Genomic DNA, 19,999 nt, shown 5'->3' with positions numbered 1-19,999 from the left:
GATGATGATTACCACAAGATATAAAACAGTTATGTTTTAATGATTGAAAAACAGCCTAAGTATATTTAACATTTGGTTTTAAAAACCATATAATTCAAATATTCATCATAATTCAATGAACAGATATGACACCTGCATGTAAAATTCTAAAAGCTCAAAAGTTTGAATATTCAATTCATGAATATGAACATGATGTAAATGCCAAAAGTTTTGGTTTAGAAGCTGCTGAAAAATTGGGTTTAGAAGTAGAAGAAGTGTTTAAAACACTCATGGTAACGGATGATAAGAATTTTTTTATTGCAGTATTGCCAGTAAATCATCAATTAAATTTAAAAAAAGTTGCAAGTGCTTTTGGCTGTAAAAAATTACATATGGCTGATCCAAAAGTTGCTGAACGATTAACAGGTTATCTTGTTGGAGGTATTAGTCCAATCGGGCAGAAAAAACGTTTAAAAACGGTGATTGATGCTTCTGCTACATCTTTAGCGAAAATCTATGTGAGTGGAGGGAAGCGTGGTTTAGATATTGGCGTTAAACCACAAGATTTAGCGGATGTTTTAAGTGCACAGTTTATAGATGTGGTGGATGAATGATTTTTATATACAAATGTCAATTTTATTAAAACAGTAGGTTTTTTAGATAGTTTTATAAATCAAACCTATTACAAATAAGAATATTATCATTTAATACAATTGAGTAATTAAGATTAATAATTAGAAGTATAGTGAATACAATAATAAAAAATCATTTATAAACAAAATCTTAAATCATACCTTTGTGATCGCTTTCAGGATAAATACAAAATTGCATATTTAAATGATAATTATTATTATTTATATTCTCTATTGTTGCTGATCACAACATCGAGTTTAGAAAAATCATAAATTAAATTTTAGCGTTTTATTAGGGTGATTCAATGAATAAATTATCTCAGCAGTATCATCATTTCTACTTTAATAATGAGATGCAAAACTATCTGAGGCGATTAGAGGATCGCTACCTAGCAGATTCAAAACAACAATTATCAACAAGCCTGAATATCTCCGAAAATAATGATAAACAAGCAGAGCCTGTTCTATGAGTTATACCTCCACATCGATCCAAATTAAGGACATGCGCTTTTCAGCGCATGTTTCTGTTGCTGAGTTTGAGCGGTGGCTCGCCGAAGTCGAACAATTTTTTTTATTAAAACAAAATTTTGTATTGGTAATGACAACAGAAATAGGAACAACATTTGCTGATGAATATCGCCAAATTCAGGCTGCTTGGTATAAGCGTTATAAGGCTGATTTTTTTAAGTATTGCATCGGTCTGGTGCGTATTGCACAAGATCAGAAGGATCAGCAACGTCTGAATGCACCTGCTTTGCATGCTGCTTGGCGTGTACCTTATTACGTTAGCTTAGAACATTCTGATGCCTTGCAATGGGCGGTGCAGAGGTGGATATGCAAAATATAAACTCAAATAAATCAAGAATGACAGTATCACAGCAGGTTTCTGTACTGAGCCTAGGTGTCGTGGTTATTTTATATTTAGCACATGCTTTACCACTATATTTTTATAACGTGGCTTTACCTGCCATTTTAAGACATCAAGGGGTAGATTTACGTTGGATTGGGATGTTGTCACTTCTATACATTCCATGGGCATTTAAATTTTTTTGGGCACCATATATAGACCAAATTTATATCAAAAAATTGGGTAAACGCAAAACTTGGCTATTGTTCACACAAATTGCTTTAGTCCTTGGTGTTATTGCGTTGGCATTGACTGAGTTTACCTATGGTTTAACGGTATTTGTGATTGTTGGATTATGGATTTCGACATTTGCTGCAACTCAGGATATTGCTATTGACGGTTATACCGTTGAGGCATTTTCAGAAGAAAATTATCGCTTTGGCAGTATGGCGCAAAGTATGGGGGTTGCTTTAGGAAGTATGATTGGTGGAGCAGCTACACTGTGGTTATACCAATATTATGGATGGAGAACAGCGTTAATTTGTCTTGCTATCATGACAGCAATGACCATGATTGCAATTTTTCAAATTAAAGAACTCACGGCGCAGCAAATTGCAAAAAAACCACCAAGCTTAAGTCGTGCATTTAAACGACCTGAAATTTTATGGGCATTATTACTAATTGTTTGCTATCGCGTGGTTGAAGCACCTGCAATGGCTATGCTCAATCCTATGTTAATTGATCAAAAATGGTCTTTATCACAAATCGGGATATTAATGTCTGTTGTGGGAGCCGGTGTAGGTTTACTTGCAGCAATATCAGCAGCATTTTTACTGAAAAAGATTCAAGCCACGCAACTTTTAATTTGGGCAGGTTGGTGTAGAACAGCGTTGTATGGCTTATTAGGAGTAGCCATTGTTTTAGGTTGGTTAAACCAGTGGCATTTATTACTTGGTATTTTTGTCGTGGCTTTTTTAGCGATTCGATATGTTGCCATGACTTCACTGTATGCCTATTTTATGCAAAAAAGCTCAAAAGAACAAGCAGGTACAGATTTTACTATTTTAGTTTGCTTTGAACTTTTGGTTTATTTTATTGGCGGAGCAAGTTCAGGATTTTTAGCAAAATCATTAGGCTATGGCAATTTTTATCTAGTTCTTGCTGTTGCTTCTATTGTGAGTGTTCTACTCAGCCAACTCATTATCTTTAAATCAAAAAAATATAATTCTTCAATCCTATTATCTGGGGAAAACTCATGAAAAACCTTTTTATTCCAATGCAACTGACTTGTTTAACATTGGCTGTATGTACTCAGCTTTATGCACAAGATACAAATATTGAAAATATAACAGGGAATACAACAGCAGAAGCAAAACAACTTGCACCTATTGTTATGACAGCAACACGTTCTGCGAAAAGCATTGCTGATATTGCAGGAACTGTTTATAGCATTGATCAAGCTCAAATTGAAAAACAAGCCAATGCAGGTAAAAGTATTGCGGATATTCTAGGAATACTTGTTCCTTCGTTAACACCCAGCACAGGAACGACCAGTAATTATGGAATGACTATGCGTGGACGAGTTGTTCAGTACATGATTGATGGTGTACCCCAAACGGGTTATCGAGATGGCTCAAGACAATTGAATAGCATCAGCCCTGCAATGGTGGAGCGAATCGAGGTTGTTTCAGGTGCAAGTAGTATTTATGGTTCAGGTGCAACGGGTGGAATCATCAATATCATTACTAAAAGCGGTGGTGAAGATCCGCTTAATTTTGAAACAAAAGTGGGTATTACTTCAGGCAATAATTTCCGTAGTGATGCTATCGCCTATGAAGCATCACAGAATATGTCTTTTAATCAAGGTGCGTTAAAAGGTTCATTGGGTGTGAGTTATGCCAAACGTGGTGAAATTCAAGACAGCAGCGGAAACAGAATTGGGCCTGAAATTGCGCAAACAGATCGCCAAGATACAGAAACTGTGGATGTGAATGGACGAATTAGTTGGAACATTGCAGATGGACAGAATTTAAGTTTCGGGGCGCAATATTATAATGATGAGCAGGACAGCGATTATGGTCCTGATTATGGAAAAAATTTAACCGTTTTATTGAAAGGTGCAACACCGAGTTTGAAAGCCATAAAAGGATTACAACTTGATAGCCAACCACAAACTGAACGTTATAGTTTCAATACACAATATCAAAATGATCAGTTTTTAGGACAAATACTGAATGTCGAAGCCTATTATCGTAATGAACAAGCACGTTTTTTCCCAGCAGTGAATCCAATTACCAATAGTGCCATTAAACCGAATGGTTTTGATTACTTAGTTTACCAATCAGCTACGGATATTGATGTATGGGGAGCACGTTTAGCATTACAAAAGAAATTTGATGTCTCTGGTCATCCTCTGGGGCTAACGTATGGGGTTGATTATGAAAATGAACAAGATCAACAGAATATTCAACGCTATGATCTCAATACGTTTATGGCAAGTAATGGATTACAATATAAGCCGTTAAAACAATATTCATTTGGACCTGATGTAGAAACAGATAAATTAGGTTTTTTTGTGCAAAGTGATGTTGAAATTTCTGACCGATTAAGCGTGCAAGCAGGTATACGTCATGAGCGCGTCGAAAGTGAAGTGGATGCTTCAACACCTTATACAGAAGCAATCGTGGCTGATATTACTTCAGGTTATTTGGCAAAAACCTTGAATGGTGGAACGGTTAAGCATGATGCAACTTTATTTAATATTGGAGCGGTTTATCACTTAACGGATGCACAACAAGTCTTTGCTAATTTTTCGCAAGGGTCAAACTTACCCGATGTGCAGCGAATGTTACGTGATGTACCTGCAAATTTTGTAGTTAATAGTCAAAGTATAGATCCAATTAAAGTGAATAGTTATGAGCTTGGCTGGCGTGTACAGAGCGAAAATGGATTAAATGCAGGTTTAACCGCATTTTATAATGATTCTGACAAGAGCCTGAAATTTGGTGCACCCAGTTTCACTATTGAAGTAATTGATACTGATGAGAGAATTTATGGTGCGGAAGCCAATGTCTCTTATCGAGTGGATCCTACATGGACTGTGGGTGGTACAGCTGCCTATACGCAAGGGCAATATAAAAATAACAATGGTCAATGGCAGGAACTGGATGCTATACGCGTAGCACCATTAAAAGGAACGCTTTATTCAGACTGGCAATTTACAGATGATATAGGTTTACGTGTACAGACTTTAGCAATTGGAGGCACAGATGAAGCACGTAAAGATGCAATTGCAAATGGTTCAACACGACCTCCTGCAGAGATTAAAGGTTTTGCAACAATGGATGTGATTACCAATGCAAAAATAGGACCTGGAACTTTAGGCTTTGGTGTCTACAATGTTTGGAATACAGATTATAAGTCTATTTATAGCCAAGCAGTTTTGCCTGTGTATGGTGCTATTTCAAGTTTACCTGCGCAAGGTAGAAGTTATGGTTTGAGTTATAGCATGAAATATTAAGTCATCTAGATGATTAGCGAAGAACATTTTATATAAGTGTTTATATAAAATGTCTCATAGTAGAGAGATTGGAAGATCTCTCTACTATTTATAATAGACCTCTTACGAAAGTTGAGAAATAAACAAAATTTTATAAGCGGAAATGATATTTGATTAAGATTAAATGTTCCTTTTCCCACAAGAAGAAGATGAGGATGAATCCTAAATCGAATGTTCTTCCTAGCTTGTCTCCTTAAAAGGAGAGGAGGAATCCATTGCTAAAAAATGTTGATTAAACGCTGATTTATGCAAGAGATTTAATACTAAACGATGCTGTTTTTAATTTTTTAGATTGGACGAGATAATGAAAAATAATAAGATTTTTATGGCTGCAAGTTTGGCAAATGGTGCTTGTTTTTCAATGATATTGCCAATTTTAGCGCCGTTGATTCGTCAAATACACATGAGTGAGCTACAAGCAGGATTATTGGTTTCAGCAGGTGCATTGTTAATGTCTATTGCTGCAATATGGATCTCTAAAAAACATGAATTTCAAAATATTTATAAATTATTAAGCATCGGTTTTGTTGGAATGGCGCTGACTTGGTGAGTATTTACAGGAGTTTTAGCGTATGGATTATATGCACATATCTCTGTAGGCCTGTTTTTTATATTATTGTTTCTAGCGCGTGCCAGTACTGGGATTTTTATGGCAATGCCGCAAATTGCATTGCAAACCTATGTGATGTCTCAATTTTCAGAAGAACAACAACGCAGTCAAAATATGGCTAAATTTGGCGCATTAAATAGTATGGGGTTAATTCTAGGACCACTACTGACAACCTTATTACTTGGATGGGGAATTTTAACGCCACTCTGGGCTGCGATTGTTTTATTAAGCTGTATCAGTGTTTATATCTTTATTCAATTTGATCACTCTTCAACTACAACGAATCATTCTGCGAATAATAAAATCTCTAAAAAGCAAAATATAGATGATCCTCATATTGATAAAAATGAATCTTTAAATAGCACATTGCCATTTAACAAGGATGACCAATCATTTGCCATAAGAAACAGTTTAATTTGGTTAATCCTTGGTTTTAGTGTGTATTTGGCTATTGTGACATTAAATTTAACAGCTGGCTTTTATATTCAAGACCATTTCAAAATGAGTATTCAACAGAGTGCAATTTATTTTTCACAGTGTTCACTGATTGTAGGAATAAGTTTGGTCACCGTGCAAATACTCATTTCTAAATATTTCAAATGGTCAATACAGCGTTTATTAAGCATTGGAATATGTAGCATGTTACTTGGACTCGTCATTTCGATCTATACAAATCAAATGATTGTTTTTCAATTGGCTTATATTCTTTATGGTATTTCTGTGGCGTGTTTAATTCCTGCTTTTACCACAGGCGCATCACAATCTGTACCTCAAGATGCTCAGGCAAAAATTGCAGGGCTATGTACTGCAACTCAAGCTTTAAGTTTTGTTTTTGGGCCCGTTTTAAGCACAGGTTTGTATCAAATGAATCAACAATTCCCTTATATCTTTTTAATTGTCATGTTTATTACGCTTTCATTATATTTTTTAGCCTCGCAATACAGCAAAAGAAGCATCGCTGTTTAATAGACTTTTACAAAAGTCAAAAAACGAATAAAACTTTATCAGTGGAAATAATATTTGATTAAGATTGAATATTCCTTTTCCCACAGGAAGACGGTTAGGATGAGGGTGAATCCTAAAAATAACCTTCTTCCTAACTCCCTCTTTAAAAAGGAGAGGAGGAATCCATTGTGAAACAAATGTTAATTAAACGCTAATTTATGCAAGAGGCTTAATATCTATCTATTTATGACTTTTAGAAGAAAATCTTTTGATTATTCTTTAAAATAAAAAGGTTATGAATATTTTTTAAAATTATTTAATCTTGTTGTCATAACATTTCGCTAGATTCAAGCAACTTTAAAATCTGGTTATAAAATGAAAGCTTTAAAATTAAATATAATGATCTGTTCAATTTTGGCAACCAGTTTACTTGTGTCTGCATGTAATAATAATGATTCAGATAGCCAAAATGCTGTTGTAGAACCACCGAAAGTTGATAACTCACTTTATTTACAAACCAAAGTTCCTTATCAACCACAACAAAAAATAAGTACCTATTCCGCCGTGCCAAATGGCTATAGTCCAGTCTTTACTGAACTTGTTGCTCGTCATGGTTCACGTGGTTTATCGAGTATTAAATATGATTTAGCACTGTATAACTTATGGTTAAAAGCCAAAGAAGAAAATGCATTAACGGATTTAGGGCTTAAATTGGGCCCAGATTTAGAAGCGATGATGAAAGCCAACATTTTATTGGGTTACGGCGTAGATGGTATTCGACAATTTGGGTATGGTAATGAATCAGCTTTGGGTATCAAAGAACATCGGGGGATAGCAGATCGCCTATTACAACGCTTACCTCAGCTATTTAAAAATGCTGCAACGCAAGGCCAATCCGTTCAAGTTGTGAGTTCAGGTGTCGATCGTGCGGTAGATAGTGCTAAATTTTTTACCAATGAACTGTTAAAACAACAAGTTGATCTAAAAAATATTATTACACCAATGACTTATCAAAGCTTGAGTAGCACTTCAACACCAAGTATTGCTGATGGTGGAGTGAATCGCTTTCAATTGTATTTTCATAGCCTAACCGCGGCTGATGATGTGGCCAATGTTAAAACAGATCTTGAAAAATCTGTGTATGATTCTAGTCTGAAATATCAAGATTTTGAAGCCAATAACGCTGATTTAGTACAAAAAATAAAAGACTTAAGCACAGATAGTCGTGCACAAAAAATTGCAATTTCAGTCCTTAGCCCGATTTTTAAACCTGAATTTATTCAGAAAATAGGGCAGTCTGGTTATACATTTAGCAATAGTGGTTCATTTACAGCGACTGCACCGAATGGCGATAAAATTACAGAAAAGGGCAAAGCAAAAAATACCATTGCTAGTTCTGTGGATGCAGCAGCTTATTTATATGAGTTATATTCAATTACAGGCGGGATGGCTGAGGAATTGGCACAGACTGATTTTAAAAAGTATATGCCTATAGATGCTGCAAAATTTTATGCTCAATTTAATGATGCCAATGATTTTTATAGTAAAGGACCGAGTTTTGATTCAGGTAAAGCCATTACCAGTAATATTGCCCAAGGATTAAAACAAGACTTTTTTAAACAAGTGGATGATGTGATTGCCAAAAAGCAAAAAAATGCAGCTGTATTACGTTTTGCTCATGCAGAAATCATTATTCCACTTGCAACCAGTTTTGAATTAAAAGGCATGATGCAATCTTTGCCTTTAAGCCAAACCTTTAATTATGAAAATAGTACATGGCGTGGAGAAGATATTTCACCAATGGCGGCCAATATGCAGTGGGATATTTATCAAAATAACCAAGGTCAAACTTTAGTGAAAATGTTCTATAACGAAAAAGAAACCAGTTTTAAAGCCACATGCGATTATGCACGTTATACGGCAAATAGTTTTTACTATGATTATCTAAAACTTAAGCAATGCTATAATATTTCATAGGCTTATTGCACAACTCAATTTTATTTCTCCTTTGTAATAAGTTTAATTATCGATATTTATATTGATATACATTTTTTTGATGGATAGAGGAGAGCATAAGCTCTCCTGCTTTCTAAGTGAAAATATGTGAATGGAATTAGTTTTTAACACTCTCAAAAAATAATTTTATTTTTAAATCGACTAAAATACCAAAGTGAATCTTATTCATGTTCTAGCGTTTAAAACTAAAGCAACATGTGCAGTAAGTTGTATAGTTCCATGTTTTAATAAGGCACTTTTATCTGTATGTGATGTTACGTGTTTCTACAACCTTCCAGCCAAACGATTGCAACTGATGCTCGGGATTATCCCGAATGGCATCACGGGCGAGAAAACTATGCGCTTTGGTATGTAGAAATAAAGAATTCTGCATTATTAGATTATTTAGAACAATTGAGAACACAATTTTCAGATATTCTTTATCAACCGAATCAACGACAATTTCACATCACTTTATATATTTGTGGATTTTTAACTAATCAAAAAAATCATTGGAATGATGACTTTCTCATTGAAAAATTACAGCAACAATTCAATATTTTATCCCAAATGCAATTGCAATCATTTCGTTTAAGAACCTATAAAATAAAAAGCTTTTCGAGTGCTTTATTTGTAGAAGTACTTGATATTGAGGGTATGCTTGAACATATTCGTTCAATATTAGTGAGTATGAAAGTCGATATTGCAGCTTTAACTTATTGTCCACACATTACACTTGGTTTATACAATAAAGCTTATGAAAGCGATCTTATTTTTAAGCGTATTGAGCAAGTTCAACAGCAAAATTTTGAGTTTTTGATTGATCATTTAACCTTTGGTCATTATCAAGCGCAGACTTTACAAGGGCAATTAATCCCTCATACACAGCTACAATTAGGTGATGCATGTTGCAATTGATATTAGGTGGTGCACGTTCAGGTAAAAGCCGATTGGCAGAACAAATTGCCAAAGATTCAACATTGGATGTGATTTATATTGCGACTGCTCAGGCGTGGGATGATGAAATGCAAAGTCGGATTATGCATCATCAACAAGAAAGACCTGATCATTGGCTGGTGATTGAAGAAAACCTTTACTTAGCAGACCGACTTTTACAAGTAGACCAAGAAAATCAAGTCATTTTAGTGGATTGCCTAACTTTGTGGATGACCAACTTGCTCATGCATGAACAAGTTGAATTACAAATACAACAATGTCAGAAATTATTGGATTTCTTACCAAAGTTTAAGTCTGACATCATTCTAGTGAGTAATGAAACAGGTTTAGGTGTTGTTCCCATGGGTGAAATTAGTCGTAAATTTGTCGATGAATCTGGGCGTTTACACCAACAATTGGGTCAAATTGCAAACAAAGTTGTGTTTTGTGTCGCTGGGTTTCCAATGATATTGAAAGGGTAAAAGTAAAGATGGAAAAAATGATGAATTGGTGGTTAGAAGTATGTCAGCAGCCGAGTAATGAAGCAAAACAAGCTGCAACTGAACGTCAGTTACAATTGACCAAGCCGACAGGTTCTTTGTCTGAACTGGAAAATACAGCCATTTTATTGGCAAGTTTACAGAATAATTCTCGCCCTCATATTGATAAACCGTGGATTACAATCTTTGCAGGTGATCATGGTGTGATGGACGAGAATATTTCGGCATATCCACAAGCAGTTACGCGTCAAATGTTGCAAAACTTTGCTTCGGGCGGTGCATGTATCGCTGTAATCGCAAAGGAATACAATGCGACTTTACAAGTGATTGACTGTGGCTCTGTTGGTGATGCTTATGACTATGTGGGTGTAGAACGGCATTGCATTATTTCAGGCACTGCTAATTTTGCGAAGAATGTAGCAATGACCGAAGAACAATGTATTCAAGCGATGAATTTAGGCCGCGAAAGTGTTGAAAAAGCTTTGGAAAATGGCGCTTCTATTTATGTTGCAGGTGAAATGGGGATTGGTAATACCTGTTCCGCTTCTGCTGTGGTATGTTTTTTACTCAATGAACCTGCTGAAAAATTGACAGGTGTGGGTACAGGTATTCGTGAAGAACAACTCATTCATAAGAAAAATATTATTGATCAAGCGATAGCATTACATACAGACTATGTGGCAAATGATGCTTTTAAAGCACTGTGCGCCGTAGGTGGTTTGGAAATTGCGGCGATGACTGGCGCTTATATCCGTTGTGCTCAACTCGGATTACCAATGGTGATAGATGGTTTTATCAGTTCGGTATCTGCTTTGGTTGCAGTGCGCCTAAATCCTGAAGTTCGTCAATGGATGCTCTTTGGACATCAATCGGCTGAATATGGACATCAACGAATTTTAGCTGAATTGAATGCCAATCCACTATTAAAATTGAATTTACGTTTAGGTGAAGGCAGTGGTGCAGGAGCAGCATTGGGCGTGATTAAGCTTGCATGTAGTCTACATAACAATATGGCGACTTTTGCCGAAGCAGCTGTGATTGGCGAAAAGGTTTAATTGCTTAGCATGCATAAATCAGCGATAAAACTCAGAATTGATCTGCTTCGTCATGGTGAAACCACGTTGAGCCATACTTTACGTGGTTCAACCGATGATGATTTGACTGAAAAAGGATGGTTGCAAATGCAACAGACCATCAACCAAGCTGTTCATGTATACACTCATCAAACGAATCAGAAAATTGATCATCAAAGTCGAAATGTTGGCCAATTCCAAAATATGGTTTCAAATCCATTGGTGCAATGGGATGTAATTTTTAGTTCACCTTTAAAGCGTTGTCGACTCTTTGCTGAAAATTTTGTAGAAAAAGTAGCTGCACAATTTGAAGTGCAAAGTCAGTTGCCTTTATTTTTAGATCAAAATCTAAAGGAAATGCATTTTGGTGATTGGGAGGGCATTTCGACCCAAACGATCTATGAAAATGAGCCTGAGTTACTCGCTAATTTTTGGCAAGAGCCTACAAAGTACACGCCACCGAATGCTGAAACCATGCAGATTTTTCATGATCGAGTTTTAAAGGCAATACATAATATTCAACAGCAGATGCTAGAAAATAAATGGCAACATGCATTGATTGTTACACATGGTGGTGTTATCAAATTATTAAAATGCTTGGCAATGAATCAACCTTTAGATGACATCTTAAAAATGTCCGCTGAGTTGGGACAATTGAATTCATTTGAACTTGATGAGGATTCCTCCATACGCTTAGTTGGGAAAGGTTGTTGGGGAAAGCTGAATAGTGGTGAGAATAAAGCATGACACCCTTTTTAATTGCTTTGCAATTTCTCACGACATTTCCTATTCAGTTGAAGGCGATGCCTACTCAGCAACAGAATGCACAATCATTATTGTTTTATCCTGTGATTGGTTTAATTATCGGTTTGATTTTATTTGCTCTAGCGACATTACTCCATGTTCTTCCTGTGGTTTTATTATCGAGCATTATTCTCATTCTCTGGATTTGGCTAACAGGTGGCTTGCATTTAGATGGTTTGGCAGATACCGCAGATGCATGGGTGGGTGGTTTTGGTGACAAACAACGTACTTTAGAAATAATGAAAGACCCTGCATGCGGTCCTATTGGCGTTCTGAGTTTAATTATTCTTTGTTTGATAAAATGGTCTGCCATTTATGTTTTATTGGAAAAACAACTCTATTCCGCTTTGATTTTATTTCCTATACTGGGACGGTTAGCGCCATTATTCTTATTTTTAACCACCAAGTACGTGCGTGAAAAAGGTCTAGGCTCATCTATTGCAGTGTTTATTCCTAAAAAATGGTCGATATTCATTTTTTTACTGTGCTTGTTTACAACAGTCTATTTTGCTTGGGTCGGAATATTTACAGCTTTAATTTTTATGCTTACTTTGCTGTATTTACGGCATAAATTTATTCAAAGAATAGGTGGAATCACAGGAGACACAGTTGGGGCGAGTATTGAAATTACAGAATCTTTAAGTCTATTGAGTTTTATGATTTTAAGTTTTTATTTTATTCGTTCTATTTGAATGGACTCATTATTTATTTTTTTAAAAATATGTTGAATTAATATAGAAAAATAGTTTGAAACATTGAATAATCAATTCATAAAATAAATCCCAATGATTGGAATACACATGATAAAAAATAAGGCAATTAATGAACATATTTTTCTTGAGGATATGTATAAAGATCAATATTATCCAAGAGATTTAGTCGATAAGTTGAAACAAATCCTATTGAATGTATGCATCGGGATTGAGCAAAATAATCCTAAAAATCTTGAACAGTTATATGCTTTAACTCATCAGGCAACTGAAGAAATTAATGATTTACAGCAAGCATTTGATGATGCTGACAGTGAAATTGAAACTGTAGCGAGGGAAAGCCTAGGTACTGACTTTCACTTTATTGCTCAGGCTTATGATTTTAAAGATGCAGACATAGAAGAATTAATTTCACCTCGAGATTGGTAAAGATTCTAGTCATTGAACAGTTCTGCCATTGATTCTGTATGATTAAATATGAGATGTCTTGTCATTCTTTTGTTTCTATTCAGCTTGAGTGATCATGTTATTTTATGGGAATGCAATATGATTTAATACTTGTAATCTTATTTTTTTGGTTAAAACTGTAAATATCACATGCAGCGATATGGTTTTTTGCATCATCAGAACGGAAAATTGCAAATCCATCAATGATCACGGTATTAGACGTTTCATAAGTATTATTAATCGAAAAAACACATTCCACAGATTTAAAATATTTAAAAATATTCTGGCAATATTTAAAAACTTCACCAATTCCATGAAGTTTTTGTTCACCAATAATGTCCCATTGAATATCAGTTGCAAAATATTGATCAATATCTTGCAATTGTCCTAAAGAAAATAATTGAGCGATTTCTATTTTTTGCATTTTTATTCCTTTGAGCAAGCTTTCTATAAAGTTGATTCAAATTACTCTATAGAAGTATTATATTTATCCAAGAAGATAAACAATACTATGCACTAAAAATGGTCCTAATATCACCATAAAAACACCTGCTAAAACCATCGTTAAGCTCGCGATAACACCTTCTTCACGATTTCTCATATAGGCTTTGGTGGTTCCAAAACCATGTGCAGAATTACCTAAAGATGCACCTAAGGCGAAATGTGATTTTAAGCGAAGGGTTGCTAAAATAAGATCACCAAATAGCATACCCACAACGCCTGTAATCATGGTGAATAAGATGACTAGTTTAACTGAACCTCCAATACGATTGGTTAATTCCATTGCAAAGGGGGTTGAAATAGAGCGCGCCATTAAACTGTAACGAGTAGATTGATCGAAATTGAACAATTGAGCCAAATAAAAGGCACTGATCATTCCTGCAAGCATACCAATCGTCACTCCCATACCAATAGATAAAATATGCTCTTGAATCATCTTTCTATATTCGTAAATTGGAATAGCGAAAGCGACAGTCGCTGGTCCAAGCATCCAGACGATCCAATGGCTTTCTTGCATATAAGTATCATAGGAAATATGAGTAATCATCATCATACAGATAAATAGAATAGGTACTAAAAAAGCAGGCGATAATATTAAATAAGGGAGTTTCCGATAAATCTGTTTCGCGATCATATATGCAGCAACAGTACCAATAAGACACAGCATTGAAAGCATCGTTATTCTCCACGATGAGCTAAATGTTTAACTTCTGTTTTATGGATGCGTTGTTTCAATTTGGTTTCTAATTTGAAGCCTAAATGAACGCTGTATGCCGTAAATACCATGACACAAATCGTGCCTAAAAATACAGAAATGATCAATTGCCATCCTTCAGTGAGGAATAAGTCTTTATATTTCATTAATCCAATTAAACAGGGAATAAAAAATAAGACCAATTCAGCAAGAATAAAATCTGAACCTGCTTTAATCCATTGAAGTTTAAACACACCGCTTAATAGTCCAATGAGAACAATGAAAAGCCCAATAACTGCGGCAGAGACAGGTAAATTAAATACGCTTTGAATAACTGAACCAATCCACCAAAACATTAATAAGATACCAACTTGTAAAAAGACTTGAGTCATTCTTTTTATTTTGGAAAATGCAGTGAGGTTTTCAGACATGTTACATACATCATTTTAGGAGATAGATTATTTTAATACTAAATTTTATGCTAAATTATGAATAATATTTTAATAATTATTCTATTTTAGGCATGATTGTGGATTTGAAAAGTTTAAAAATTTTTGTTGAAATTGTGCAGAGTCAAAGCTTTAGTTTAGCTTCAGATCATCTCTTTATGACTCAACCAACCGTGAGTAAGGCGATTCGTAATTTAGAAGAAGAGCTGGGTACTGCCTTATTTAAAAAGGGTGAAGCAGGTCGTAAACGAGAAGCTTCACTGACTTATACGGGCGAATTAATTTATCAACATGCTGTAAACATGTTAAATGAGCAAAAAAGTATTTATGAAACCATTGAACAAATCCAATTTTTAAAAAAAGGAAAACTCACTTTAGGATTACCACCTTTAGGCTCTATATTATTTAGTTCACTCATTGCTTTGTTTCATAAGCATTATCCTGAAATTCAATTAAGTTTTTTAGAGGTTGGTGGAAATAGCATTGAACAAGCAATTGCAGATAAAAGTGTGGATGTCGGGATATTACTGGGAAATTTACGTCCGATTTTTGCTTCTATTCCAGTCATAGATTCACCGATGTGTTTATTGTCTAAAAAAGATTCACAATGGAGGAATAAGACACAAGTTTCTTTATTGGAGCTGAAAGAGGAATCCTTTTTACTTTTTTCAGATACATTTACGTTAAATAATATGATTATAAATGAAGCTAATTCAGTTGGTTTTGAACCCAAAGTTGTTTGTAAGAGTAGCCAGTGGGATTTTATTGCGAAGATGATTGGATCCAATATGGGGATTGCTTTATTGCCACAAATTTACTGTGAACAACTCGATTTGAATCAATTTAATATTTCAAAATTAATCAACCCAAGTTTAAATTGGACATTAAATATGGCTTGGAATACCACTGTTGCGATGAGTCCAGCGACAAAAGCTTGGCTGAATATTGTGGAAGAGAATAGAGATAAAATTCATTTTTGATTGATATCTAAATTGTTAATCGTAGCATTTGTCATGTTTATAAAAGAGTGTGTAAAGATCCAGAGGATCTTTACACAAAAACCAGAAATGTGACATAAGTCTCACATTAATCAAGTTGATGATATATTAAGGAGACGTATAATTTAATAAAATAATTAGAATATATGGTGGTTTTTATGAGTCATTCTTCTGATCGAGTTTTTATTTTTAACTCAAATAAGTCGTGCTTTTCATCGGCTGTATTTTCTTCTTTTCCACTTGCAAATATTTGGATTGAAAAGAATGCATTAAGTGGTGTTTTAACAGAATACCCTTTAAATCAAGGCAGTTATGATTGGGCTGTAGAGCAAGGTTATTTTAAAGTGAAATCTCCAATTGATCGCGCACCTGTATTTATCGGCAGTTTTATTTCAACCTATCAAAAAAGATGGCATTTTATTGATGGTGAAGTGCTTCAAGAAACAGTTGATCAATAAAAGCCATTTCATTTATCTGTTAGAAATGAGCATTTTTTATAAGAAGAAAGCACCTCTTGCATAAAGCCTTTTAAACTTTATTTATAAAATAAAGAGGCGGTAGATACTTATGCAAGATTTTTAAAGATAAGTTCCGTATAAAATTTTATCGTTTAATCCAACTTTGAATAATAGATACAACTTTTTCAGGTTGTTTAATCCATGCACTGTGTTGATTACCTTGTATATCTTGGGTTAAATCTAAACGCTCAATTTGAGGGTTTTTAAAATAACGACTTAAAGCAAGCGTTGAACTGAGTGGTGCAAATTCATCATTCTTCATTTGGATAAATAAGGCAACATTATCAGAAATAACCTCATCTCCAATAATATGTTTGTAGTGACCTGTAAGTACCGTTTTAGACCAATCTTGCATTAAAGTTTTAGCTTCTTTATTGCCAAATCCAATTTTGTAGCCTGCCAAATAATCATCTTTATAAATCATGGTATTAAAAACGGTCACCGCTTTTAAAATATTGAATTTACCTTTTAAATTCCAATTTAGAAAACCAATATTGCCTGTAGCGATACCAATCACATCAACTTCTTCATGTTGGGCGTATAAGGTTGCCAAATGCCCACCTAAACTATGACCTAAAAGAACAGGCTTCTGATCTAATAGATCTTTAGACATTTGAACCAATTGTGGAATGAAATAACCAAGTAAATCTGCATAACCATAATCGAAGTCAGCAGAAACAGTCGGAGTGTTACGACCGCAACCCGGATAGTCTGCAGTAATGACATTAAAATTATGTTGAACCAATGTTTGAATCAACGTGTCATATTTACTTATCGCGACACCTAAAGCAGGCAATAAAATAATATTGGTTTTATTATTTAGCTGATGATAAATATCAACAGCAATTGCATCACTTTGATAAAAATGAAGGCTTTTTTGTAAAACATTCTCAGTCATTTGTTATTTTCCGTTGAGTTCCAAATTTTATTCTTTAAAAATATTCATTTTAATCATGGTCGATAAGCCTGATGCTGACATCAATGCTGTACGTGACTTTGGATTTCGTTTGCTTCTCGTTTAATCAGTGTTCGCATCACATCATTAAATTGAGCCCTTGGGTACTGCGCTAAAACCTCATCACGATAACTGGTTTGTAATATTCCGAGATCCGTTCCAATCACATCACATGCTGTCGCTTTTTGTAAGATCAAAACTTCTTTACTTAAGCTTGTATCATGTTCATCTAAATAGCCATTCATATGTAAGCAAATGGCATTGGAAATATTCTCAGTTTTATCTTGAGGATAATCATGCTTTTGGCACAAAGCCTCAGCATGTAAAGCACTTGCATAAGTAAAACATTTACATTGAGCATGGTTCTGAATCTTTTCATCTACTAAAGCCAAATCATGAATAAGACTGGCGATGAGGACACTTTCATGATCAATGTGCCATGTTTTACATTTGGCAATTGCAATAGCCCAAAAATAACTACGCCATGAATGGTTAATAATACTGAATGAACCACAATTGTCTAATTCTAAAATTGCCTCTTTCACCAGTGCCGTATCAGGAATCTGAAACTCACTTAATTCTAAAGGTGTCTGAGAAGGTGTTTGTTGCAGAAATGTTTTACTGAAAGCAAAGCTGGCTGGCATGAGTACTTGATTGATGAGTTTGATTTTTTCTTTAATTGATAACTGACCATGACGGTTATTCATCCATTCACGAGAACCTATCATCTCAAATTTAGTCCTATATTTTAAAATTAGAGTAATTGCTCTAATTTATTATGCATAAAGATAAAATGAATACAAGTACAGGTTTGATCATCTGATAAGGTGGTAAATTAAAGAATAGAAAATGATGAAATAAGCTGAATAAATAGACAAATATAACGATTGTGCTAAGATATTGAAAAGTGCATTTTTATGAATAGAAGGTCAGTAACTTCCTATCTATATAAAAAGCAGAGCGGAGCAGAGTATGACAGCATTTACAGCAATGAAAACCAGTGTACGAGAGGAAGCAATGATTCCTAAGCTTGCTATAGAAGCGTTTACACATGCTTTTGAACAAGCAAATGCATCATCTGCAGATGTGGTTTATGTACACAATCAACAATTAATTCAACAGAATAAATTGGGTGAAATAGTTGTCTTGAAAAATGTTTCAGATGCTTATGTGGTGCCAAAATTAAAACATACGGTGTTAAAACGTAAGAAAAAACATGAGCTAATGGCTTAAAGAATGCCTCAACCGCGAATTAGGATGTTTGCGGGTCCAAACGGATCTGGAAAAAGTACCATTAAAGATTATTTGCCGCCCCATCAAATTGGGGCATATTTAAATGCAGATGAACTTGAAAAGGTTTTATATGCAACGCAAAGTTTTTCTCTATATGACTATCATTCTGCTTTATCTGCCGAATCGCTGATTCAATTTTTAAAATTAAAAAAAAGAAAAAAAGGCGAGTTGATCATTTCATTGCTCTCTTCTGAACCTATTATTCAAAATGATGGCTCTATTCAATTCGAAGCACATGAAATAGATTCGTATCTTGCAGCGCGTATTATTGATTTTATTCGCCTAGAATTTTTACGATTAAAAATTAGCTTTACTTTTGAAACAGTAATGTCACATATCAGTAAAGTTGAGTTTTTAAGAGAAGCGCGAAAGCAGGGCTTTAAAACCTATTTATATTATGTCGCTACAGTTGATCCTGACATTAATATTGGTCGTGTGCATTATCGAGTCTTTGCAGGCGGGCATCCTGTGCCTGAGCAAAAGATTCGTGAACGTTATTATCGTAGTTTAGATTTATTGATGCCCGCAGTAGAAGCATCAAATCGTACTTATATTTTTGATAACTCTTCGGATGGGCAAAAAGCATCTTTCATTGCTGAGATTGAAGATGCTGAAACATTAAAATTGAATCCTGAAATTGATTTTTTCCCTAAATGGTTTGTAGATAAAGTATTGGATGAGTTTGGTTAATTTAGATGAATGACTAGTGATAACTTTAAAAATTCAGATGATGAAAACTAATCTTCTGTTTGGCAGTACAGTTCATACAGTTTTTGCATAAGATCTAATACTCGTTGATCTTGAATAGAATAATAAATTTGTTTACCCTCACGCCGTGTTTGTACCAATTGTGCTTTTCTGAGAAGTGTCAACTGTTGTGAAAGTGTAGGTTGTGGAATTGCAGTTAATTGTTCAATATTTTGTACATGAATCTCTCCATCTTTTAAGATGCATAAAATTTTTAAACGGTCAGGATTTGACAGAATCTTTAACTGATCTGCAACACTATTGATCTTATTTAAATCTATTGAAAAATTATTATTTTGCATTTTTAAATTTGCTCGATATCAAAATACAACTTGAATAATTAAAAATATTATATATTATTAATACATATATTGTATAGGTCATAAACGATGCATGATTTTCTTTATGCCTTTTTAGGCGGTTTACTTTTAGGTGTCGCAGTTGTTGGCTATTTATTTGTGAATGGTCGTATCGCAGGCATTAGTGGTCTTATTGCTCAAGTGCTTAATCCACAAACCATTTTAAAAACACCCGCAGTATGGTTTATCGCAGGATTATTCATTACACCTTTTATTTACGGCATTTTTGTAAAACCTGACATTGTGATGACTTCAAACCCGCTTATTTTAATTATTGCAGGTTTATTGGTTGGCTTTGGAACACGTTTAGGTTCAGGCTGTACCAGTGGTCATGGCATCTGTGGGATGAGTCGCTTATCTAAACGCTCAATAATTGCAACGTGTACATTTATGTTGGCAGGTTTTATTACGGTATTTATCACTCGTCACATACTTGGGTAAAGGGAGT

23 protein-coding genes and 1 pseudogene are annotated in these 19,999 nt (G+C 34.6%); 18 read left to right on the top strand and 6 right to left on the bottom strand.

Going from position 1 to position 19,999, the window contains the following annotated elements; genetic code table 11:
- Nucleotides 1–125 precede the first annotated feature (125 nt).
- The 13 genes and pseudogenes from ybaK to B9T35_RS09640 all read left to right on the top strand — a co-directional run bounded on the left by ybaK (nt 126) and on the right by B9T35_RS09640 (nt 13,019).
- Nucleotides 126–593, top strand: a complete 468-nt coding sequence (ybaK, locus tag B9T35_RS09695; RefSeq protein WP_086190911.1) for a Cys-tRNA(Pro) deacylase — start codon at nt 126–128, stop codon at nt 591–593.
- Between the two features lie 323 nt (nt 594–916).
- Nucleotides 917–1,081 carry a hypothetical protein gene (locus tag B9T35_RS18410; protein WP_171264258.1) on the top strand — a complete coding sequence of 55 codons (165 nt, stop codon included), beginning with the start codon at nt 917–919 and terminating at the stop codon, nt 1,079–1,081.
- Nucleotides 1,078–1,458, top strand: coding sequence for a hypothetical protein (locus B9T35_RS09690; protein WP_086190910.1), 381 nt, complete (start codon nt 1,078–1,080; stop codon nt 1,456–1,458). The genes B9T35_RS18410 and B9T35_RS09690 overlap by 4 nt, the downstream gene beginning before the upstream one ends.
- On the top strand, nt 1,446–2,717 hold the full coding sequence (locus B9T35_RS09685; protein ID WP_086190909.1) for an MFS transporter: 1,272 nt from the start codon (nt 1,446–1,448) through the stop codon (nt 2,715–2,717). Before B9T35_RS09690 ends, B9T35_RS09685 begins: the two co-directional genes overlap by 13 nt.
- A complete protein-coding gene (locus tag B9T35_RS09680; protein ID WP_086190908.1) occupies nt 2,714–4,978 on the top strand; it encodes a TonB-dependent receptor in 2,265 nt (754 codons plus the stop codon). The genes B9T35_RS09685 and B9T35_RS09680 overlap by 4 nt, the downstream gene beginning before the upstream one ends.
- Before the next feature lie 340 nt (nt 4,979–5,318).
- Nucleotides 5,319–6,593: pseudogene (locus B9T35_RS09675) on the top strand (MFS transporter).
- 354 nt (nt 6,594–6,947) lie between these two features.
- On the top strand, nt 6,948–8,549 hold the full coding sequence (locus B9T35_RS09670; RefSeq protein ID WP_086190907.1) for a histidine-type phosphatase: 1,602 nt from the start codon (nt 6,948–6,950) through the stop codon (nt 8,547–8,549).
- Between the two features lie 297 nt (nt 8,550–8,846).
- On the top strand, nt 8,847–9,485 hold the full coding sequence (locus B9T35_RS09665) for a 2'-5' RNA ligase family protein (protein ID WP_086190906.1): 639 nt from the start codon (nt 8,847–8,849) through the stop codon (nt 9,483–9,485).
- Nucleotides 9,473–9,985: a bifunctional adenosylcobinamide kinase/adenosylcobinamide-phosphate guanylyltransferase gene (gene cobU, locus B9T35_RS09660; RefSeq protein ID WP_086190905.1), complete on the top strand. Its 513-nt coding sequence runs from the start codon at nt 9,473–9,475 to the stop codon at nt 9,983–9,985. Before B9T35_RS09665 ends, cobU begins: the two co-directional genes overlap by 13 nt.
- Before the next feature lie 20 nt (nt 9,986–10,005).
- Nucleotides 10,006–11,058: a nicotinate-nucleotide--dimethylbenzimidazole phosphoribosyltransferase gene (cobT, locus tag B9T35_RS09655; protein WP_086191086.1), complete on the top strand. Its 1,053-nt coding sequence runs from the start codon at nt 10,006–10,008 to the stop codon at nt 11,056–11,058.
- Between the two features lie 9 nt (nt 11,059–11,067).
- On the top strand, nt 11,068–11,823 hold the full coding sequence (locus B9T35_RS09650; RefSeq protein WP_171264257.1) for a histidine phosphatase family protein: 756 nt from the start codon (nt 11,068–11,070) through the stop codon (nt 11,821–11,823).
- Entirely contained in the window at nt 11,820–12,572 is a 753-nt protein-coding gene (locus tag B9T35_RS09645; RefSeq protein WP_086190904.1) for an adenosylcobinamide-GDP ribazoletransferase, read from the top strand. The genes B9T35_RS09650 and B9T35_RS09645 overlap by 4 nt, the downstream gene beginning before the upstream one ends.
- A gap of 108 nt (nt 12,573–12,680) precedes the next feature.
- Complete coding sequence (locus B9T35_RS09640; protein WP_086190903.1) at nt 12,681–13,019, top strand: DUF5713 family protein; 339 nt, start codon at nt 12,681–12,683, stop codon at nt 13,017–13,019.
- A gap of 97 nt (nt 13,020–13,116) precedes the next feature.
- On the opposite strand, the gene B9T35_RS09635 is transcribed toward B9T35_RS09640, so the two are convergent.
- The 3 genes from B9T35_RS09635 to B9T35_RS09625 form a co-directional block, all read right to left on the bottom strand.
- Nucleotides 13,117–13,461 carry a hypothetical protein gene (locus B9T35_RS09635; protein ID WP_086190902.1) on the bottom strand — a complete coding sequence of 115 codons (345 nt, stop codon included), beginning with the start codon at nt 13,459–13,461 and terminating at the stop codon, nt 13,117–13,119.
- A gap of 63 nt (nt 13,462–13,524) precedes the next feature.
- On the bottom strand, nt 13,525–14,214 hold the full coding sequence (locus tag B9T35_RS09630; protein WP_416202435.1) for an LrgB family protein: 690 nt from the start codon (nt 14,212–14,214) through the stop codon (nt 13,525–13,527).
- A gap of 2 nt (nt 14,215–14,216) precedes the next feature.
- Nucleotides 14,217–14,663: a CidA/LrgA family protein gene (locus B9T35_RS09625; RefSeq protein ID WP_086190900.1), complete on the bottom strand. Its 447-nt coding sequence runs from the start codon at nt 14,661–14,663 to the stop codon at nt 14,217–14,219.
- 98 nt (nt 14,664–14,761) lie between these two features.
- Between B9T35_RS09625 and B9T35_RS09620 the strand changes: the two genes are divergently transcribed.
- Both B9T35_RS09620 and B9T35_RS09615 read left to right on the top strand, forming a co-directional pair.
- Nucleotides 14,762–15,661, top strand: coding sequence for a LysR family transcriptional regulator (locus B9T35_RS09620; RefSeq protein WP_086191084.1), 900 nt, complete (start codon nt 14,762–14,764; stop codon nt 15,659–15,661).
- A 176-nt stretch (nt 15,662–15,837) separates the two neighbouring features.
- A complete protein-coding gene (locus tag B9T35_RS09615) occupies nt 15,838–16,137 on the top strand; it encodes a hypothetical protein (RefSeq protein WP_086191083.1) in 300 nt (99 codons plus the stop codon).
- A gap of 145 nt (nt 16,138–16,282) precedes the next feature.
- On the opposite strand, the gene B9T35_RS09610 is transcribed toward B9T35_RS09615, so the two are convergent.
- Together B9T35_RS09610 and B9T35_RS09605 are read right to left on the bottom strand one after the other, a co-directional pair.
- The gene (locus B9T35_RS09610) at nt 16,283–17,095 is read right to left on the bottom strand and encodes an alpha/beta fold hydrolase (RefSeq protein WP_086190899.1); all 813 of its coding nucleotides are present in this window, start codon (nt 17,093–17,095) and stop codon (nt 16,283–16,285) included.
- A gap of 80 nt (nt 17,096–17,175) precedes the next feature.
- Complete coding sequence (locus tag B9T35_RS09605; protein WP_228147118.1) at nt 17,176–17,880, bottom strand: hypothetical protein; 705 nt, start codon at nt 17,878–17,880, stop codon at nt 17,176–17,178.
- Between the two features lie 244 nt (nt 17,881–18,124).
- Between B9T35_RS09605 and B9T35_RS09600 the strand changes: the two genes are divergently transcribed.
- Both B9T35_RS09600 and B9T35_RS09595 read left to right on the top strand, forming a co-directional pair.
- On the top strand, nt 18,125–18,385 hold the full coding sequence (locus B9T35_RS09600) for a hypothetical protein (RefSeq protein ID WP_086190898.1): 261 nt from the start codon (nt 18,125–18,127) through the stop codon (nt 18,383–18,385).
- 3 nt (nt 18,386–18,388) lie between these two features.
- On the top strand, nt 18,389–19,135 hold the full coding sequence (locus tag B9T35_RS09595; RefSeq protein ID WP_086190897.1) for a zeta toxin: 747 nt from the start codon (nt 18,389–18,391) through the stop codon (nt 19,133–19,135).
- 47 nt (nt 19,136–19,182) lie between these two features.
- On the opposite strand, the gene B9T35_RS09590 is transcribed toward B9T35_RS09595, so the two are convergent.
- Nucleotides 19,183–19,494: an ArsR/SmtB family transcription factor gene (locus B9T35_RS09590; RefSeq protein WP_086190896.1), complete on the bottom strand. Its 312-nt coding sequence runs from the start codon at nt 19,492–19,494 to the stop codon at nt 19,183–19,185.
- A gap of 87 nt (nt 19,495–19,581) precedes the next feature.
- Between B9T35_RS09590 and B9T35_RS09585 the strand changes: the two genes are divergently transcribed.
- Nucleotides 19,582–19,992 carry a YeeE/YedE family protein gene (locus tag B9T35_RS09585; protein ID WP_086190895.1) on the top strand — a complete coding sequence of 137 codons (411 nt, stop codon included), beginning with the start codon at nt 19,582–19,584 and terminating at the stop codon, nt 19,990–19,992.
- Nucleotides 19,993–19,999: the final 7 nt, after the last annotated feature.

Origin of the sequence: Acinetobacter sp. ANC 3832 (assembly GCF_002135415.1) — a bacterium.
Lineage (GTDB): Bacteria > Pseudomonadota > Gammaproteobacteria > Pseudomonadales > Moraxellaceae > Acinetobacter.
Note: the sequence above shows the minus strand (reverse complement) of the source record. Positions and strands in the feature narration are given on the sequence as shown.

Excerpts from the sequence above, each read along its gene's own strand:
- ybaK (WP_086190911.1), top strand. The coding sequence starts at position 126 with ATGACACCTGCATGTAAAATTCTAAAAGCTCAAAAGTTTGAATATTCA.
- B9T35_RS09685 (WP_086190909.1), top strand. The coding sequence starts at position 1,446 with ATGCAAAATATAAACTCAAATAAATCAAGAATGACAGTATCACAGCAG.
- B9T35_RS09595 (WP_086190897.1), top strand. The coding sequence starts at position 18,389 with ATGCCTCAACCGCGAATTAGGATGTTTGCGGGTCCAAACGGATCTGGA.
- B9T35_RS09590 (WP_086190896.1), bottom strand. The coding sequence starts at position 19,494 with ATGCAAAATAATAATTTTTCAATAGATTTAAATAAGATCAATAGTGTT.
- B9T35_RS09625 (WP_086190900.1), bottom strand. The coding sequence starts at position 14,663 with ATGTCTGAAAACCTCACTGCATTTTCCAAAATAAAAAGAATGACTCAA.
- B9T35_RS09670 (WP_086190907.1), top strand. The coding sequence starts at position 6,948 with ATGAAAGCTTTAAAATTAAATATAATGATCTGTTCAATTTTGGCAACC.
- cobT (WP_086191086.1), top strand. The coding sequence starts at position 10,006 with ATGAATTGGTGGTTAGAAGTATGTCAGCAGCCGAGTAATGAAGCAAAA.
- B9T35_RS09605 (WP_228147118.1), bottom strand. The coding sequence starts at position 17,880 with ATGATAGGTTCTCGTGAATGGATGAATAACCGTCATGGTCAGTTATCA.
- B9T35_RS18410 (WP_171264258.1), top strand. The coding sequence starts at position 917 with ATGAATAAATTATCTCAGCAGTATCATCATTTCTACTTTAATAATGAG.
- B9T35_RS09690 (WP_086190910.1), top strand. The coding sequence starts at position 1,078 with ATGAGTTATACCTCCACATCGATCCAAATTAAGGACATGCGCTTTTCA.
- B9T35_RS09630 (WP_416202435.1), bottom strand. The coding sequence starts at position 14,214 with ATGCTTTCAATGCTGTGTCTTATTGGTACTGTTGCTGCATATATGATC.
- B9T35_RS09585 (WP_086190895.1), top strand. The coding sequence starts at position 19,582 with ATGCATGATTTTCTTTATGCCTTTTTAGGCGGTTTACTTTTAGGTGTC.
- B9T35_RS09645 (WP_086190904.1), top strand. The coding sequence starts at position 11,820 with ATGACACCCTTTTTAATTGCTTTGCAATTTCTCACGACATTTCCTATT.
- B9T35_RS09640 (WP_086190903.1), top strand. The coding sequence starts at position 12,681 with ATGATAAAAAATAAGGCAATTAATGAACATATTTTTCTTGAGGATATG.
- B9T35_RS09610 (WP_086190899.1), bottom strand. The coding sequence starts at position 17,095 with ATGACTGAGAATGTTTTACAAAAAAGCCTTCATTTTTATCAAAGTGAT.
- B9T35_RS09615 (WP_086191083.1), top strand. The coding sequence starts at position 15,838 with ATGAGTCATTCTTCTGATCGAGTTTTTATTTTTAACTCAAATAAGTCG.
- B9T35_RS09600 (WP_086190898.1), top strand. The coding sequence starts at position 18,125 with ATGACAGCATTTACAGCAATGAAAACCAGTGTACGAGAGGAAGCAATG.
- B9T35_RS09635 (WP_086190902.1), bottom strand. The coding sequence starts at position 13,461 with ATGCAAAAAATAGAAATCGCTCAATTATTTTCTTTAGGACAATTGCAA.
- B9T35_RS09650 (WP_171264257.1), top strand. The coding sequence starts at position 11,068 with ATGCATAAATCAGCGATAAAACTCAGAATTGATCTGCTTCGTCATGGT.
- cobU (WP_086190905.1), top strand. The coding sequence starts at position 9,473 with ATGTTGCAATTGATATTAGGTGGTGCACGTTCAGGTAAAAGCCGATTG.
- B9T35_RS09680 (WP_086190908.1), top strand. The coding sequence starts at position 2,714 with ATGAAAAACCTTTTTATTCCAATGCAACTGACTTGTTTAACATTGGCT.